The 16,953-nt window shown below is 63.6% G+C and carries 14 protein-coding genes; 11 read left to right on the forward strand and 3 right to left on the reverse strand.

The window, feature by feature from the left end:
• The first annotated feature begins 12 nt into the window (after nt 1–12).
• Entirely contained in the window at nt 13–1,212 is a 1,200-nt protein-coding gene (gene lptF / locus P0Y64_01715) for an LPS export ABC transporter permease LptF (protein ID WEK43575.1), read from the forward strand.
• Entirely contained in the window at nt 1,209–2,300 is a 1,092-nt protein-coding gene (gene lptG / locus P0Y64_01720) for an LPS export ABC transporter permease LptG (GenBank protein WEK43576.1), read from the forward strand. Before lptF ends, lptG begins: the two co-directional genes overlap by 4 nt.
• A 7-nt stretch (nt 2,301–2,307) precedes the next feature.
• Here the strand turns inward: lptG and P0Y64_01725 are convergent, their stop codons facing one another.
• On the reverse strand, nt 2,308–3,390 hold the full coding sequence (locus tag P0Y64_01725) for a fatty acid desaturase (GenBank protein WEK43577.1): 1,083 nt from the start codon (nt 3,388–3,390) through the stop codon (nt 2,308–2,310).
• A gap of 121 nt (nt 3,391–3,511) precedes the next feature.
• On the opposite strand from P0Y64_01725, the gene P0Y64_01730 reads away from it, so the two are divergent.
• Nucleotides 3,512–4,666: an N-acetyltransferase gene (locus P0Y64_01730; protein ID WEK43578.1), complete on the forward strand. Its 1,155-nt coding sequence runs from the start codon at nt 3,512–3,514 to the stop codon at nt 4,664–4,666.
• A gap of 54 nt (nt 4,667–4,720) precedes the next feature.
• Here P0Y64_01730 and P0Y64_01735 read toward each other — a convergent pair whose 3' ends face one another.
• Together P0Y64_01735 and kynA are read right to left on the reverse strand one after the other, a co-directional pair.
• Entirely contained in the window at nt 4,721–4,963 is a 243-nt protein-coding gene (locus P0Y64_01735) for a hypothetical protein (protein WEK43579.1), read from the reverse strand.
• 191 nt (nt 4,964–5,154) lie between these two features.
• Nucleotides 5,155–5,928 carry a tryptophan 2,3-dioxygenase gene (gene kynA, locus P0Y64_01740; GenBank protein WEK44941.1) on the reverse strand — a complete coding sequence of 258 codons (774 nt, stop codon included), beginning with the start codon at nt 5,926–5,928 and terminating at the stop codon, nt 5,155–5,157.
• A 177-nt stretch (nt 5,929–6,105) separates the two neighbouring features.
• Between kynA and P0Y64_01745 the strand changes: the two genes are divergently transcribed.
• From P0Y64_01745 to P0Y64_01780, 8 genes are all read left to right on the forward strand, one after another.
• Entirely contained in the window at nt 6,106–7,209 is a 1,104-nt protein-coding gene (locus P0Y64_01745; GenBank protein WEK43580.1) for a PLP-dependent cysteine synthase family protein, read from the forward strand.
• 9 nt (nt 7,210–7,218) lie between these two features.
• On the forward strand, nt 7,219–7,395 hold the full coding sequence (locus tag P0Y64_01750; GenBank protein WEK43581.1) for a hypothetical protein: 177 nt from the start codon (nt 7,219–7,221) through the stop codon (nt 7,393–7,395).
• 32 nt (nt 7,396–7,427) lie between these two features.
• Nucleotides 7,428–7,763 carry a phosphoribosyl-ATP diphosphatase gene (locus tag P0Y64_01755; protein ID WEK43582.1) on the forward strand — a complete coding sequence of 112 codons (336 nt, stop codon included), beginning with the start codon at nt 7,428–7,430 and terminating at the stop codon, nt 7,761–7,763.
• Between the two features lie 11 nt (nt 7,764–7,774).
• Nucleotides 7,775–8,167, forward strand: coding sequence for an HIT domain-containing protein (locus P0Y64_01760; protein ID WEK43583.1), 393 nt, complete (start codon nt 7,775–7,777; stop codon nt 8,165–8,167).
• A 100-nt stretch (nt 8,168–8,267) separates the two neighbouring features.
• Nucleotides 8,268–9,836, forward strand: a complete 1,569-nt coding sequence (locus P0Y64_01765; GenBank protein ID WEK43584.1) for an amino acid permease — start codon at nt 8,268–8,270, stop codon at nt 9,834–9,836.
• 63 nt (nt 9,837–9,899) lie between these two features.
• Nucleotides 9,900–12,026 carry an NAD-dependent DNA ligase LigA gene (gene ligA / locus P0Y64_01770; GenBank protein ID WEK43585.1) on the forward strand — a complete coding sequence of 709 codons (2,127 nt, stop codon included), beginning with the start codon at nt 9,900–9,902 and terminating at the stop codon, nt 12,024–12,026.
• Nucleotides 12,027–12,198: 172 nt separating this feature from the next.
• Nucleotides 12,199–15,690 carry a carboxypeptidase regulatory-like domain-containing protein gene (locus P0Y64_01775; GenBank protein ID WEK43586.1) on the forward strand — a complete coding sequence of 1,164 codons (3,492 nt, stop codon included), beginning with the start codon at nt 12,199–12,201 and terminating at the stop codon, nt 15,688–15,690.
• Nucleotides 15,691–15,886: 196 nt separating this feature from the next.
• Nucleotides 15,887–16,948: a histidine kinase gene (locus tag P0Y64_01780; GenBank protein ID WEK44942.1), complete on the forward strand. Its 1,062-nt coding sequence runs from the start codon at nt 15,887–15,889 to the stop codon at nt 16,946–16,948.
• Nucleotides 16,949–16,953: the final 5 nt, after the last annotated feature.

Below are 16,953 nucleotides of genomic sequence, written 5' to 3' on the forward strand. Positions count from 1 at the left end.
CGTTACCCGCCCATGAAATCGATCGACCGCTACATGGCCCGGCTGATCGCGCTGCCGCTGTTCTCCACGCTCGTGCTCGCCGCGATGTTGCTGGTGCTCGACCGCATGTTGCGCCTGTTCGATTTCGTCGCGACCGAAGGCGGCCCAGTTTCGGTGGTGTGGCGGATGCTGGCGAATCTGCTGCCGGAATATCTCGGCCTCGGCATTCCGATCGGGCTGATGCTGGGCATCCTCCTTGCGTTCCGCCGCCTCGCCACCTCTTCGGAGCTGGATGTGATGCGCGGTGTGGGCATGAGCTACGGCCGGCTGCTGCGCGTGCCTTATATGTATGCGGTGGGGCTCGCGTTGCTCAATCTGGCGATCGTCGGCTATGTCCAGCCGAAGGCGCGCTATGCTTATGAGCAACTGCGTTTCGAATTGCGCACCGGCGCGCTCGGCGCCTCGATCAAGGTCGGCGAGTTCACCCATCTCGGCGATCGCACCACGCTGCGCATCGAGCAAAGCCGCGACGATGGACGGCAGCTTTCCGGCATCTTCGTGCATACTCAGACGCCCAAGGGCGATTGGGTCGGCGTGACGGCGCAGCGCGGCCAGTTCCTCGCGACGGATGACCCTGACGTCATCATCCTGCGCCTGACCAGCGGCACGTTGGTGCATAACCGCAGTGATTTCAGCACCCCGCGCGTGCTGACCTTCAGCAGCCACGATCTGCCGATCAACCTGCCGAAATTCGAGCAGTTCCGTGTGCGCAGCGGCGAAAGCCTTGAGGCGACGCTGCCCGAACTCGCCAGCACCGGGCGCCATGGGCAGACGGTGCAGGAGCGCGATGCGAGCCGCGCCGAATTCCATTTCCGCGTCGCCGAAGTGGCGTCGATGTTCCTTCTGCCGCTGCTGGCGGTGGCGCTGGGCGTGCCGCCGAAGCGATCCACCTCGGCGCTGGGGGTATTCCTGTCGATCGTGATCATCGTGACCTATCATAAGGTCAATCAATATGCCGCCTCGGTCGGCCAGCTCGGGCGGATCGATCCGTTCTTCGCGCTCTGGGTGCCGTTCCTGATCTTCGCGGGGCTGGTGCTGTGGATGTATCGCACGATCGCTTTCGTTCCGGGCGGGCAGCCGATCGGCGCGCTGGAACGGGTGGCGGGCAAGGCGTGGAAGGCGGTGGTGCGCCACCTGCCCGGCCGACGACGCCCTGCGGGAGCACCGGCATGACCTCGTTTTTCCCGTCTCGCACCATCTCGATCTACATGGGCCGGATGTTCCTCGTCCGGACGTTCGGAATCCTCGCCGGGCTGGTCCTTGTCCTTCAGGCGTTGGATCTGCTCGGGGAATCGGGCAAGATTCTCGCCGTGCCGGGCAATGGCGACGGCCAGGTTTGGTATTATGTCTCGCTGCGCGCGCCGCAGATCATCGCGCGCTTCCTGCCGTTCTCCGTGCTGCTCGGGACGATCCTGACGCTGATCACGATGAACCAGAACAGCGAAGTGATTGCGCTGAAGGGCGCCGGCATGTCCGCGCATCAGGTGCTGGCGCCGTTGATCGTCGCCAGCATTGGCGTCGCGGCGCTGAGCTTCGCCTTCAACGATCGCATCGTGCCGCGCGCGACCGCCACGCTCAATCAATGGCAGAAGGTCGATTACGGGCCGATGCCGATCGATCGAGGGAACCGCACGAACGTGTGGGTACGTTCCGACGTAGATCTGATCGAGGTCGATCGGATCAAGGGGCGCGGTGAGGCCGCGCAACTCGGCGGCATCACCGTCTATGATCGGCACGGGGGCGAATTGCGCGCGATCATCACCGCGCCGCATGGCAAGCGATCGGGCGATGGCTGGGCGATCTGGCCAACGCAACGTTTCGATGTCGCCAGCGGCAAGGTGACAAAGCTTGGCCAAACCATGATCGCCGCCGGCGTGACGCCCGATCAGTTCACGCTCGCCTCGGTCGACGCGGACGAGTTGTCGTTCGGCGCGCTCAAGGAGGCGATCGACGATCTCGGCGCGGCCGGCCGCCCGACCAAATCGCTGGAAGGCGCGTTGTGGCACAAATTGTCCGGGCCGCTTTCCTCCGTGCTGATGCCGTTGCTCGGCGCGGTGGCGGCGTTCGGCATCGCGCGTTCGGGCAAATTGTTCGTCCGCGCGGTGATCGGGATGGCGCTTGGCTTCGCCTATTTCGTCGCGGACAATTTCGCGCTGGCGATGGGCAATCTCGGCGCCTACCCGCCGTTCCTCGCGGCCTGGGCTCCGTTCCTGCTGTTCCTGTTCATCGGCGAAACGGTGCTGCTGCGCACCGAGGAATGATCGCGCGTCAGCCGCGCGGCAGCATCGTGCTCCGCGCGATCTTGCCGACCAGATAGGGCAAGCTGCGATAATTGGCGTTGTGATAGGGCGACACCGGCTCCAGCGCCGCCGTCAGCCGCCGATGCGCCTCGCCCAGCGAATGATAAGGCACGCCGGGCAACAGGTGATGCAGCGCGTGATAGCGCAGACCCACCGGCGCCCATAGCGCGGGCAGCAGCCCCGGCGGCGGCACGTTGACCGAATCGAGATATTGCGCGGTGACGGTCATCGCCTCGCCTTCATTCTCCCACAGATGCGCGACCAGCGTGCGGACCTGATTGAGCACGGCGACGCCGGAAGCGACCGCCAGCATGATGGCGAATGCACGCACCGGCAGCGTGCCGGTCGCAACCAGCGCGATCAGCGCGATCGCCCACAGCGCGCAGGCAGTCTCGATCCGAATCCACTGCGTGCGGAACTCGCCTTCCGGCATCCGGCGACGGAACGAGGGATTGATGGTGAGCGCGGAATAACGCTCCACCACCGCGCGGCGCAGCGGCGGGATCACCAGCGAAAGCGGCGACAACACGCCATAACGGAAGATCAACGCAACCGGGGCCAGCGCCGCGACGATGATGAACACGGGCAAGGTCCACGGCTTCATCAGCGCGAGCGGCAGATATTCGGGATCGTCCGCCGTGCCATATCGGGTGCGCGCGTGATGCAGGTTATGCACGCCTTCGTACATGAAGGATGGCACCAGCATCGGCACACCGATGAACATATTATAGGCGAAACGGAAACCCGGCAGTGCCGCATGGCGCACGTGGGTCAGCTCGTGAATGAAGCTGAGCGCGCGATATAGCGCGAGCACCGCAATCACCCCGGCGACAATCGTCCACGCGGTCGAATGAAGCGCGATCGCCGATACCAGCCCGGCATAACCGAGCGCGACCGATCCGAGAAAGTCGCCCCAATAGATGCCCGGGCGCGGCGCGTTGATATCGCGCGTCAGGTCCGCCGCGGCTTTCAGCATCGCGCGGTCATCGGCGATGGGCGGGCGACCCGCGCTTGCCGGCGCGGCTTCCCGATCGAGGGTAATGGTCGTCATGGCGTGATCCATTGGCGCAAGATAGTGGCGATACGGTGACCTTTACAGGCCGCCCCTCGCCCGAATCATAACGGAAACGTCACTCGCCATGATCGCTCCGGGCGATTATTGCGCTTGAGTCATGGCATCATCGCTCACCATCCGCCCCGTTCTGACGAAGCGCGATCGCAAGACCTTCGTCGACTTCCCCTTCCACCTCTATCGCGACGACCCGAACTGGGTGCCGCCGCTGAAGGGCGAGGCGCTCGGGCTGATCACGCCCGAGAAGAATGGCTGGTATAGCCATGCGAAGGCACAGCTTTTCCTTGCCGAAGAGGGCGGTCGCGTGGTCGGGCGCATCTCCGCGCATATCGATACGCTGGCGCTGGAAATGCCGCCCGAACAGGGCTTCGGCCCGGGCACCGGCTTCTGGGGGCTGATGGAGGCTGAGCGCGAGGACATATTCGTCGCGCTGCTCGCCGCGGCAGAGGCATGGCTGCGTGAACAGGGTACGACGCGCGTGATCGGTCCCGTCTCGCAATCGGTGTGGGAAGAGCCGGGGCTGTTGATCCAGGGCTTCGATCATCCGCCGACGGTGATGATGGGCCATGCCCGGCCGGAATATCAGGGCTGGGTCGAGCGCGCGAGCTATCAGCCGGTGAAGCAGCTGCTTACTTATGATCTGCCGATCAGCGAGGGTTTCCCCCCGATCGTCAACCGCATCGTCGCGTCCGGCGAGAAGAACCCGCGCATCCGCATCCGCAACGTCGATAAATCGAAATTCGAGGACGAGGCCGCTATCATCCTCGCGATCCTCAATGATGCCTGGTCGGACAATTGGGGTTTCATCCCCCTTACGCCACCCGAGATCGCGGACGTCGGGGTCAAGCTGAAGCCGATCGTGTTCAACGATCTGATCCGCATCGCGGAGGTGGATGGCAAGCCGGTCGCGTTCATGATGACCCTCCCGGATCTCAACGAGGCGATCAAGCCGCTCAACGGCAATCTGCTGCCGTTCGGCTGGGCGAAATTGCTGCTGTGGCTGCGCAAACCGAAGGCGCGGACGATGCGCGTGCCGCTGATGGGCGTACTGAAGGAGCTTCAGACGTCGCGCCTCGCCAGCCAGCTCGCCTTCATGATGATCGAGTTCATCCGTCGCGACGCAGTGGCGCATTACGGCTCCACTCGCGCCGAGATCGGATGGGTGCTGGATGACAATCAGGGGATGCGCTCGATCGCCGATGCGATCCAGAGCAAGGTCAACAAGGTCTATCAGATCTACGCACGGGATTTGTAACTCGGGCCGGCGACCCGTGGCGACAGGGGGATGCCACGGGTCATCCGCCTGCCCTCATTTGGCGAACGGATCGATACCGAGCCTCGCCCAGTCCGCACGGGTGTGGCATACCTTCGTTGGAATACGCGAGCCGGTAAGCGTATCGACGACGCAGATGCGTTGCGCCGGCGATGGCGTGGTTGACGGCGCGGCGATCGGCGCCACCGGCGGCGGCGCGACGGTGCGGGCGCTCGCGGGTGCGGCCAGCGAAACGGCGGCAACGATAGACGTGGTGGCGATCAGGAACTGGGTCTTCATGGCTTCCTCCTCCGAAAATCCGGCAGCGCTTTCGTGCTGCGGCTTTCGAATTGCATCAGCCGTGCCAATTGGATGATTTTATATTTTTCAATGTGTTGCTCGTCATCCCTAACTAACGAGACGCCGAATATTGGCGAAACATGCGTTATATCGGCATAATACACCAACACGCCCCCCGCAGGGCGCCGGCGCTACAATTCGGTGCGCACCCGCCACAGTTCCGGGAACAACTCCACCTCCAGCATCTTGCGAAGATAGGCCGCACCAGCGGTGCCGCCCGATCCGCGTTTCAGCCCGATGATCCGCTCCACCGTGGTGACGTGATTGAATCGCCAGCGCCGGAAATAGTCTTCAAGGTCGACCAGCTTTTCGGCCAGCTCGTACAAATCCCAATATTTCTCCGGCGCCTCATAGATACGCCGCCACGCCGCGATCGCCGCCGGATCGCACCCGCGCTGCGTCCGCCAGTCCCGCGCAAGCTCACCGGCGTCGATCCCGCGCCGCGCGACCAGCATCAGCGCCTCGTCATAGAGGCTCGGGGCGGCAAGGATCGCTTCCAGCCCGGCCATCACCTCCGGCCGATGGGCGTGCACCGAAAGCGTCGTCATGTTGCGGTTGCCGAGCAGGAACTCGATCGCGCGATATTGCCAGGACTGGAAGCCGGACGACTGGCCGAGCGAGGCGCGGAACTCGGTATATTCGCTCGGCGTCATCGTGCGCAGCACATCCCACGCGCTGTTGAGCTGCTCGAAGATCCGCGCGACCCGCGCCAGCATCTTGAATGCCGGCGGCAACCGATCCGCGCGGATCGCGGCGACCGCGCTCGTCAGTTCATGAACCGCGAGCTTCATCCATAATTCCGATGTTTGATGCTGAATGATGAACAGCATCTCGTCGTGCGCGGTGGAAAGCGGGTGCTGCGCATCAAGGATGCGTTCGAGCCCCAGGTAATCGCCATAGGACATGGCATCAGAAAAATCGGTGCGCGCGCCGTTCGCCGGATTATTGTCAGTCACTCGTCTTTCCCATCTCAGGCCCCTTCCCCCCTAGGGCAAAGTGCGCTGGCAGGCGATGGTGGACATGGCCGCCAAAGCCGCGCACTTAGCCCCCGTAACATCCACGGGCTCCCGAAAGCATCGACCATGAACGCGCCGTCCCCAATCGTTCCACACCGCGACGTCGTGCGGGATTCGGCAGAACATCGCGTGTGGCTGACCGAGGCGATCCGGCGGATCGAGGCCGATTTCAACCGCTCCGCCGATACGCACCTGATCCGCGTGGATCTGCCGCGCTATCCCGGCATCACATTGTATCTGAAGGATGAAAGCTCACATCCGACGGGCAGCCTGAAGCACCGTCTCGCGCGCTCGCTGTTCCTTTATGCGCTGTGTAATGAGTGGATCGGGCCGAACACCTGCGTGATCGAGGCATCGTCCGGCTCGACCGCGGTGAGCGAAGCCTATTTCGCGCGGATGCTCGGGCTGCGCTTCATCGCGGTGGTGCCCGCAACGACGGCCGCGCCCAAGCTCGACGCGATCCGCTTCGAGGGGGGCGAGATTCACACCGTCGACGATCCTCGCACGGTCTATGACGTGGCGCAGCGGCTCGCGGCGGAAACCGGCGGCCATTATATCGACCAGTTCACCTATGCCGAGCGCGCGACCGACTGGCGCGGCAACAACAATATCGCCGAAAGCATCTTCTCGCAGATGGCGCGCGAGGAACGGCCGATCCCCGATTGGGTCGTCTGCGGCGCCGGGACCGGCGGCACCTCCGCCACGATCGGCCGGTTCATCCGCTATCAGCGCCACGCCACACGTTTGCTCGTCGCCGATCCGATCCATTCCGTATTTCATCAGCATTATGCGGACAGGAGCGTTTCGCAGCTTCCGGAGGGTTGCGCCTCGTGCATCGAAGGCATCGGCCGCCCGCGCGTCGAGCCGAGCTTCGTGCCCGGCGTGATCGACCGGATGATCGCAGTGGACGATGCCGAGAGCGTCGGCGCGATGCGCGCGCTGTCCGATCGGCTTGGCCGGCGCGTCGGCGGCTCCACCGGCACCAACCTGTGGGCCTGCACGCAACTGGTGGAGGAAATGGCCGTCGCCGGCGAGCGGGGCAGCATCGTCACCCTGCTGTGCGATGGCGGAGAGCGCTACGGCTGCACCTATTATGACGACGCGTGGCTTGCCGAACGCGGCATCGAATGGCGGAGCGCGGCGGAGCGGGTCTCCTCGCTCTGGCGTTAGAAACGCCCGATGCCATCGTTCACGATCCTCGCGACGACCGGCGATGGCGCCCACACCGGCGCCGTCCGCCCGCGCACCGCACCCGAGCTTTCGGACATCGCGCTGTTTGTCGTCGCGATACTGGCGGTGTGGCTGACTCGCCGCGCTTTGCGTCGTCGGATGCGAAAAGGTCCGCCGGACGGTTGACCGCGCGCGCGCCACACGGCACCGCTGCCGCCATGGCCGACGATACGCTCGACCGCCTTGAGGCGACGATCCGCGCGCGCAAAGACGCCGCGGCAATGAAATCCTATACCGCCAGCCTGTTCTTTCAGGGGCGGAACAGAATCGCGCAAAAACTGGGCGAGGAAGCGATCGAAACCGTGATCGCCGCCTGTTCCGGCGACGATGCGAAGATCATCCCCGAAGCGGCGGACCTGATTTTCCACCTGATCGTCCTGCTCGCCGATGCGGACCTCAGTCTGAACGATGTGCGGCGAGAGCTGGAACGGCGCGAGGGCCAGTCCGGTCACGACGAAAAAGCCGGCCGCCCCCTTTCCTTCCGCCCCGAATAGGAGCCGCCATCATGGCCGTCGACGCCACCCAGCCCTATGACGACCAGAATATCTTCGCGAAAATCCTGCGCGACGAAATTCCCTCGCGTCGTGTTTATGAGGATGAGTTCGCGCTCGCCTTTCACGATATCGCGCCGTGGTCGCCAACGCATATCCTTGTGATCCCCAAGGGGAAATACGTCTCCTGGGATGATTTCACCGCCAGGGCGCCGGATAGCGAAATCACCGGTTTCATCCGCGCCATCGGCAAGGTGGCGCGCGATCAGGGCCTGGTCGCGCCGGGTTATCGCCTGCTGGCCAATACCGGGCTCGATTCGCATGCGGAGGTGCCGCACCTTCACGTCCACATCCTCGCCGGCCGGCCGCTCGGGCCGATGCTGGTGCAGAACGACAGCCGTCGCTGACCGCATTCCGGGCATGTTGAGACTTTGCGGATGGGCCATTCGCGGCTAGGTTCCGTCAATTAACGTATTTGGCCGCCTGGGGGGCGGTCGAGGGAGGATTATGGCAACTAGACCCGTGGAAGGTCTTATCGGGCGGATGCTGCTTCGCAAAACAGTGGAGCAGGTTCAGCGCGAGACACAGGCAAGCGAGCTCAAGCGAACGTTGAGCGCCGCCAATCTCGTGTTCCTCGGCATCGGCTGTATCATCGGCGCAGGCATCTTCGTCCGCACCGGTAACGCAGCCGCGCTCCATGCCGGGCCGGCGGTGCTGATCTCATTCGTCGTCGCGGGCATCATCTGCGGGCTTGCCGGCCTGTGCTATGCCGAGCTTTCGTCGACGCTCCCGGTTTCGGGATCCGCCTATACCTATTCCTACACCACGATCGGCGAGTTCGCCGCCTGGGTGATGGGGGCGCTCCTGCTGCTCGAATACGGCCTTGCCGCATCCGTCGTGGCGGTCGGCTGGTCCGGATATGTCGTATCGCTGCTGCGCGATTATAACATCGTCATCCCCGTCGAACTGACCGGCCCGAGCGGGCACGCGATCATGGCGAACGGCGCGGCGGTGCTTGGCGCCAACGGCGCGCCGCTCACCTATCTGTTCAATCTTCCCGCCTTCGCGATCTGTGCCGTTCTCGGCGCATTGCTCGTCGTCGGCGTGAGCGAGAGCGCGAAGGTGAACAACGCGATCGTGCTGGTGAAGATGACGGTGATCATCGCCTTCATCCTGATCGTCGGCTGGTTCGTGATCCAGAATTTCGGCACGCTGAAAGCGAATTGGGATCCGTTCATCCCGCCGCCCTCGGGCGAAAAGGGTGAATTCGGCTGGGGCGGCATCATGCGCGCCGCGTCGATCGTGTTCTTCGCCTATATCGGGTTCGAGGCGGTCTCCACCGCCGGACAGGAAGCGAAGAACCCTGCGCGCGACATGCCGATCGGCATCATCGGCAGCCTCGTGATCTGCACCGTGATCTACATGCTGGTCTCCGTCACGATGACGCTGATCGTGAACTACAAGATGCTCAACGTGCCCGATCCCGTCGCGGTCGCGGTCGATGCGCTCGGCCCGCAATGGAGCTGGTTCGCGAAGATCATCAAGATCGGCGCGATCGTCGGCCTCACCTCCGTCGTGCTCGTGCTGATGTATGGCCAGACGCGCATCTTCTACACGATGGCGCGTGACGGCCTGCTGCCGCGCGTGTTCGCCACCGTCCATCCGCGCTTCAAGACGCCGTGGGTCAACACGATCCTCGTCGCGATGATCGTGGCCTGCGCGGCGGGCTTCTTCGACATCAACACGCTCGGCGACATGACCTCGGTCGGCACGCTGGCCGCGTTCGGCATCGTCTGTCTGACGGTGATCTACCTGCGTCGTTCGCACCCGAATCTGGCACGCGGTTTCCGTGTACCGCTCTATCCGGTGCTGCCGGCGCTCGGCATCCTGTTCTGCTTCGGCCTGATTTTCACGGTCGAGACGCGGGTGCTGATTTTCTTCGCCTGGTATTCGGGCGCCGCGATCGTGCTCTACTTCGTGTACGGCATGCACAATTCGCGGCTCTACAAGGGCCTCGATGAGATCGAGGGCAAGGACATGGGCGAATATGTCGCGCCCGTCGGCGAACAGCCCTAACGGATCGCCAACGGCCCGTTCGCCCTTCGACAAACGGGGGGCGGACGGGCTAGGGGGCGCCGCATGAGCGCCCTCCCCACTACCGACGCCGAAGCCGCCGCCGAACTGGAGCGACTGGCCGGCGAAATCGCCTATCACAACCGCCGTTATCATACCGAGGACGCGCCGGAGATTTCCGACGCGGACTATGACGCGCTCGTCCGCCGCAGCAATGCGATCGAGGCGGCCTTCCCGCACCTGATCCGCACGGATTCACCGTCCCGCCTGATCGGCGCCGCGCCTGCCTCGCATCTCGCCAAGGTGCGGCACGCCAAAGCGATGACCAGCCTCGACAACGCCTTTTCGGACGAGGAGGTCGAGGAATTCGTCGCCCGCGTGCGCCGTTTCCTCCGGCTTTCGGACGACACGCCCGTCGCGCTTACGGCCGAGCCGAAGATCGACGGCCTGTCCTGCTCCCTACGCTACGAAAGCCGCCGGCTGGTGCGCGCGTTGACCCGTGGCGACGGCACGACCGGCGAGGATGTTACCGCCAATGTCGCGACGATTGCCGACATTCCGAAAACTTTGCCCGCCAGCGCCCCCGAGTTGTTCGAGGTGCGTGGCGAGGTCTATATGGCGAAGGCCGACTTCACGGCGCTCAATGCTCGGCTCGCGGCGGAAGCAGCGGAGGTCGGCAAGGAAGCTCGCCAGTTCGCCAACCCGCGCAACGCCGCCGCTGGTTCGCTGCGCCAGAAGGACGCCTCCGTCACCGCCAGCCGTCCGCTGCGCTTCCTCGCACATGGCTGGGGCGAGGTTTCCGCGCTGCCCGGTGAAACGCAGGCCGAGGTGGTCGCCGCGATCCGGACATGGGGCATTCCGGTCGCCGACGGCTTCGTCCGCGTCGGTGGCGCCGCCGAAGCTCTGGCGCAATATCGCGCGATCGAAGCTATGCGTGCCGAACTGCCGTTCGATATCGATGGTGTGGTCTACAAGATCGACCGGCTCGACTGGCAGGAACGGCTGGGCTTCGTCGCGCGCGCGCCGCGCTGGGCGATCGCGCACAAATTCCCCGCCGAACGCGCACAGACCACGATCGAGGCGATCGATATTCAGGTCGGCCGCACCGGCAAACTCACCCCCGTCGCCCGCCTGACGCCGGTGACCGTAGGGGGCGTCGTCGTCTCCAACGCGACGTTGCACAATGGCGATGAGATCGCGCGGCTCGATGCGCATCCCGGCGACCGCGTGGTGATCCAGCGCGCCGGCGACGTGATCCCGCAGATCGTGGAAAATCTGTCCCGCGAGGAAGGCCGCGCGCCATGGCCCTTCCCCACCCATTGCCCGGAATGCCATTCCGAAGCGGTCCGCGAGCCGGGCGAGGTCGACTGGCGATGCTCCGGCGGCCTCGTCTGCCCGGCGCAGCAGGTTGAGCGGTTACGCCACTTCGCCTCGCGCCACGCGCTCGATATCGAGGGGCTGGGCATCACCAATATCGAAAATTTCTTCGCCGACCGCCTGATCGCGACACCCGCCGACATCTTCCGGCTGACCGAAGAACAGCTTCTCGCCCGCGAACGCTGGGCCGAGGTATCGGCGCGCAATCTGATCGCGGCGATCGACGCCAAACGCAATCCGCCGCTAGATCGGCTGCTGTTCGCGCTCGGCATCCGCCATATCGGCGAGGTGACCGCGCGCGATCTCGCTCGTCGCTGGCAGAGCTGGCCCGCGTTCCGTCAGATGGTGCAAACGGGGATCGAGCGGCGCGATGCGATGCTTCAGGCGATCGGCGAGAGCGATGACAAATTGCTCCAGCGCACCGCAAAGGAACTCGCCGCGATCGCCGACACCAAGCAGGTCGGCCCCGAGGTCGCGCTGGCGCTGATCGATTTCTTCGCCGAGGAGCAGAATGACGCCGCCGTCGCCGATCTGCTGACGCAAGTGACCCCGGCAGAGGTGATCCACGAAACCCGCGCGTCGGAGGTATCGGGGAAAACGGTCGTCTTCACCGGCACGCTGGAAACGATGAGTCGCGACGAGGCGAAGGCGCAGGCCGAATCGCTCGGCGCGCGCGTCTCCGGGTCGGTTTCGGCAAAGACCGATCTGCTCGTCGCCGGCCCCGGCGCGGGATCGAAAGCAAAAAAAGCCGCCGAACTGGGTATCAAGGTGGTCGATGAGGCCGGCTGGCAGGCAATCGTGGCCGCCGCCGGCTGATTCCGCGCCCGAAGTGTCGCCTTTTTGCAACGCATCATGATGTGAGTCGAACATTAAATCCGAATCGACTCGCGACTGTCATTGAAGCTTAATAATGCGGGGGCACGGGCTCGGCGGACGGTCAGGGAACCGCCGGGAACCTGAGCATAGGCTCAAAAGGGGACTTTAGACGATGCGTAATAACCTGTTTCTGGGCGTGGCTGCGGCTGCGCTCCTCGTGCCGGTTGCGGCCATGGCACAGGAAACCACTTCGACGATTCGCGGCTCGGTAACATCGGGCGGCGCCCCGATCGCGGGCGCGACCGTGACGATCGTGAACGTGCCGACCGGCACGACCAGCACTTCCGTGACCGACGGCAACGGCGGCTTCATCGCCAACGGGCTTCGTCCGGGCGGGCCTTATACGGTCTCCGTATCGGCGACGGGCTACTCGAAGACCCAGATCACCGATATCAACACCACCGTCGCGCAGGCCTATGACCTTCCGATCGACCTCGGCACCGAAGGCTCCGACAACGACGTCATCGTTACCGCATCGAAGATCCCGAATGCGCGCACCGTCTCGCAGGGCCCCGCGACCGTACTGACCGCGGCGGACATCGCCAACGTCGCGACGATCAATCGCGACATCCGCGATCTGGAGCGTCGCGATCCCTTCGCCCGCCTCGACGACAGCCCCACGGGCGGCCGCGCTGTTTCGTTCGCCGGCCAGAACGCGCGCTACAACCGCTTCTCGGTCGATGGCGTGCCGATCACGGACAATTTCGGCCTCAACACCGATGGCCTGCCGAGCCGCCGCTCGCCGATCCCGCTCGATGCGATCGGCCAGTTCCAGGCGAAGGTCGCGCCTTATGACGTCCGCGAAGGCAACTTCCAGGGCGGCGCGATCAACATCGTGCTGAAATCCGGCACCAATCAGTTCCATGGCACCGGCTTCTATTCGTACATGGACAACGGCCTGGTCGGTAAGAACACCAAGCCCGGTCCCGGCATCCCCACCGGCTCGATCACCGTGCCATCGTTCAAGACCCAGAATTTCGGTGCGGAACTTTCCGGCCCGATCATCAAGGACAAGCTGTTCTTCATGGTCGCGGGTGAGCGTCTGCGCGGCGGCCGCCCGATCGCGGAAGGCCCCGTCGACAACAACGTCGGCACCGCAATCCCCAACCTGACGCAGGCACAGGTCGATCTGGTGTCGCAGATCGCCAAGGACAAATACGGCTACAACACCGGCGGCGTGCTGCATGATCTGGGCGACAAGGACGACCGCCTCGTCGCGCGCATCGACGCCAACCTGTCGGATCGCCAGCGCCTGTCGTTGACCTACACCTACGCCAATGACGCGATCAATCTGACGCAGAACACCTTCTCGTCGATCACCACCGGCAGCCCGGGCCTCGGCCTGGCGTCGAACGCCTATATTCAGGGCAACCGTCTGCACACCGGCGTTGTCCAGTGGAACTCCGACTGGTCGGATACCTTCTCGACCGAAGCGCGCGCTTATTACAAGAATTACAAGCGCATCCAGGATCCGCTGCTCGGCCGTGGCTTCGCCCAGTTCCGCGTTTGCACCAATCCGACCAACAGCGTCGTCAACGCGATCAACTCCTCGGTTTCACCGATTGGTTGCGAGCGCAGCAGCGCGACCGAAGTCGGCACGGACGCAGTCGTTTCCTTCGGTCCGGACAGCTCGCGCCAGACCAATGAACTGCGCACCACGACCTGGGGCGGCCTGCTTCAGGCCCGCCTGACGATGAACAATCACGACGTGCGCCTGTTCGGCGAGATGGCGGCCGTCAGCGTGTTCAACGCCTTCCTGCAGAACACCTCGGGCAATTATTATTTCGACTCGATCGCGGATTTCCAGGCCGGGCGCGCCAGCTCATTCGGTTATGGCAACGCGATCCCCTCGCTGAGCCCCAACGACGCGGCGGCGAACTTCCATTACCAGAGCTACACCTTCGGTATCATGGATCAGTGGCGCGTTTCGGATACGTTCAACGTCAGCTTCGGCATGCGTTACGATCTGTTCGCGCAGCATGACCGCCCGGCGCTGAGCCAGGCCTACGTCAATCGTTATCAGGGCGGCGCCTATGTGAACGGCCAGATCGTTACAGTCGGCCCGAACTCGGTCAACATCGGTGGTATCGGCCTGTTCCAGCCGCGCGTCGGCTTCGACTGGAAGCCCGCACCGCGCCTGAGCTTCCGCGGCGGCGCCGGTATTTTCGGCGGCGGCGCGCCGGACGTGTACGTTTCGAACAGCTTCTCGAACACCGGTGTGCTGACGAACTCGATCTCGATCAACCGCACCGCGACGGGCTATTCGGGTGCGACGACCGACATCCCGACCGGCGATGCGATCCTCAACAATGTCACCGGCAAGTCGATCCCTGCGGGGGCCAATACGCTGCTGACGAACGCGTCGGTTTCGTCAGCTGCACCGATCAACGCGATCGATCGCAACTTCAAGACGCCATCGCAGTGGCGCGGCACGCTGAGCGGCGAATATAACGCCAATCTCGGGCCGCTCGGGGACAACTGGCTGCTCGGTGTGGACTTCCTGTATTCCAAGGTCCGCAATCAGGTGTTCTTCACCGACATCCGCTCGACGCCGGTAACGGTGGCGGCGAATGCGCTGACGCCGGATGGTCGCATCCGTTATCAGAACGTCATCGACGGTCCGACCAGCACCAACACCAACACCGACATCCTGATGACCAACACGAACAAGGGCCGGGCGCTGATCGCGATCGGTCGCTTCGACAAGTCGTGGGATATGGGGCTGAGCATCTACGGCAGCTACACCTTCCAGGACATCAAGGATCAGTCGCCCGCGACCTCCTCGACTGCCGGGTCGAATTATTCGAACGGTGCGTTCGTCGATGCGAACAACGTTTCGTACGGCACGTCGAACGATCAGGTTCGCCACATGTTCAAATATGGCGTGACGTTCGATCATGCCTTCTTCGGCGACAACAAGACCACGATCGCGCTGTTCGGCGAAACCCGCGTGGGCCGCCCGTTCAGCTATACCTTCCAGGATTTCGGCTCGGGTCGTTCGGCGGTGTTCGGCACCACCGGGCGCAGCACTGCGACCAGCACGGGTGGCAATCGTTACCTGATGTATGTGCCGCTGGTGAATGATCCACTGGTTTCGTACAGCTCGACCGATTACCAGAACAAGCTGAATGCGTTCATCGACTCCTCCGGCCTCGGCAAGTTCCGTGGCAAGGTCGCGCCGCGCAACGCGTTCAACTCGGCATGGTTCACCCGTCTCGACCTGCACGTCGCACAGGAATTGCCGACCGGCCTGTTCGGCTCGAAGGTTCAGGTGTTCGCCGACATCGAGAACTTCACTAACTTCCTCAACAAAAAGTGGGGCCAGCTGCGTGAATACGTCTTCCCGTACAATGCGGCGGTGACGCAGGTGCAGTGCCTGACCACAGCAACGGTGACGGGCCAGGGCGTCGTGCCTGTCGGCACCGCCGCCGCGAACAACCCGCAAGGGCTGCCGGCGGTACTCGCGACAAACACCTCACAGCAGTGCGCGCAATATCGCTACTCGCCGCTGGGTGGCACCAACGACTTCGTGAAGCCGACCGATCAGGTTTACGTGAACCAGTCGCTCTACACGATCCGCATCGGCGCGCGCTTCTCCTTCTAAGCGATCGCCAATCGGCAAGCCTTTGGGCCGTCGTTCCTTCGGGAGCGGCGGCCCTCTTGCTTTGCACCGGCGCGATCGGGCGTGTAAGGCGATGGCGATGGCGACCACGTTTTCCGCCCCAGCGACCGGCACGACGCCGTCAAACGGCGCGCGCTCCCCGCTCCCATTCGGGGGGGTATCGGCGCGAACTTCTCCGATGTTCGCCCGCCCGTTCTTCGAGGATAAGGCACGTGCCTTCTGGTTTCTCCAGGCGGCCGGCTGGTCGGGCTATCTCATCCTGCGCACCGTTTCGAGCATCTCGAACGGCTTCACCATGCAGGGCGTGGTCACCAATATCGTCGAGACGATCGTCGGCTATTGCATCACCCTGCTGCTCTCGACGCTATACGGCTATTATCGCAGCTTCCCGCGCATCGCCGGGATCATCCTGACGCTGCTGACGTTGGGCGCGGCGACATTCCTATATGCGCTGCTCGACACGTTTTCGTTCAGTTTCATCAAGTTCGCTGCGCCGGGCATCGATGTAAAACTGCTGATCGGCGCGCTGTTCCTCAATTTCACCGTGCTGGCCGGCTGGTCCGCGCTCTATTTCGGGATCAATTTTTACCTGATCGTCGAGGAGCAGATCGATCAGATGCAGCATCTGGAGTTGCAGGCTTCCTCCGCGCAGCTCGCCATGTTGCGCTATCAGCTAAACCCGCATTTCCTGTTCAACACGCTCAATTCGATCTCCACGCTCGTGCTGCTGAAACAGACGGAGCGGGCCAACGCGATGCTCTCCCGCCTCGCTTCGTTCCTGCGCTATACGCTCGCCAATGAGCCGACCGCTGACGTCACGCTGGAGCAGGAAATCGAAACCCTGAAGCTCTATCTCGAGATCGAGAAGATGCGTTTCGAGGATCGGCTGAAACCGAAATTCGATATCGATCCAGCGGTGGAGAAGGCGCATTTGCCCTCGCTGCTGCTCCAGCCACTGGTCGAAAACGCGATCAAATACGCGGTCACGCCACAAGAAGAAGGCGCCGAGATCCACATTACGGCGCGGCTCGCCGGGGATCGCGTGCAGATCGCCGTATCCGATACCGGTCCGGGCTTGCAGGGAACCAAAAACCGGCCAAGCCTTTCAACTGGTGTCGGCATCGCCAATATCAGGGAACGTCTGGCGCAGGCCTATGGGGCGGATCATCGTTTCGAGATCCAGGCCATGCCGCTGGGCGGGTTCGGGGTCGAAATCGAGATCCCGTTCCAGAATGAGTGAGTAAG

The organism is Candidatus Sphingomonas colombiensis (assembly GCA_029202845.1).
GTDB lineage: Bacteria > Pseudomonadota > Alphaproteobacteria > Sphingomonadales > Sphingomonadaceae > Sphingomonas > Sphingomonas colombiensis.